1 protein-coding gene is annotated in these 206 nt (G+C 65.5%); it reads right to left on the reverse strand.

From position 1 onward, the window contains the following. Nucleotides 1-206 (reverse strand): prealbumin-like fold domain-containing protein (locus tag PUR56_RS01030; protein WP_329947447.1); only part of this gene is annotated, 206 nt, incomplete at both ends.

Raw genomic sequence — 206 nt, forward strand, 5'->3', positions numbered from 1 at the left:
ACCCGCACCTCACCCGTCACCGGGGGCTGCGGCAGATCAGCAGCCGTCACCTGCACACCGGCCGAAGCATTCGCCGGAGTCAGAACCAACGGACCGAACACCGGCGAAGCAGGCAACTGATACCCGGGCGGGGCAGCCGTCTCACGCCAGTAATACGTGCCGACCTCCACCGTCCGAGAACACAGACCATTCGCACCCGTCGTACA

Source organism: Streptomyces sp. BE303 (assembly GCF_036290945.1).
Lineage (GTDB): Bacteria > Actinomycetota > Actinomycetes > Streptomycetales > Streptomycetaceae > Kitasatospora.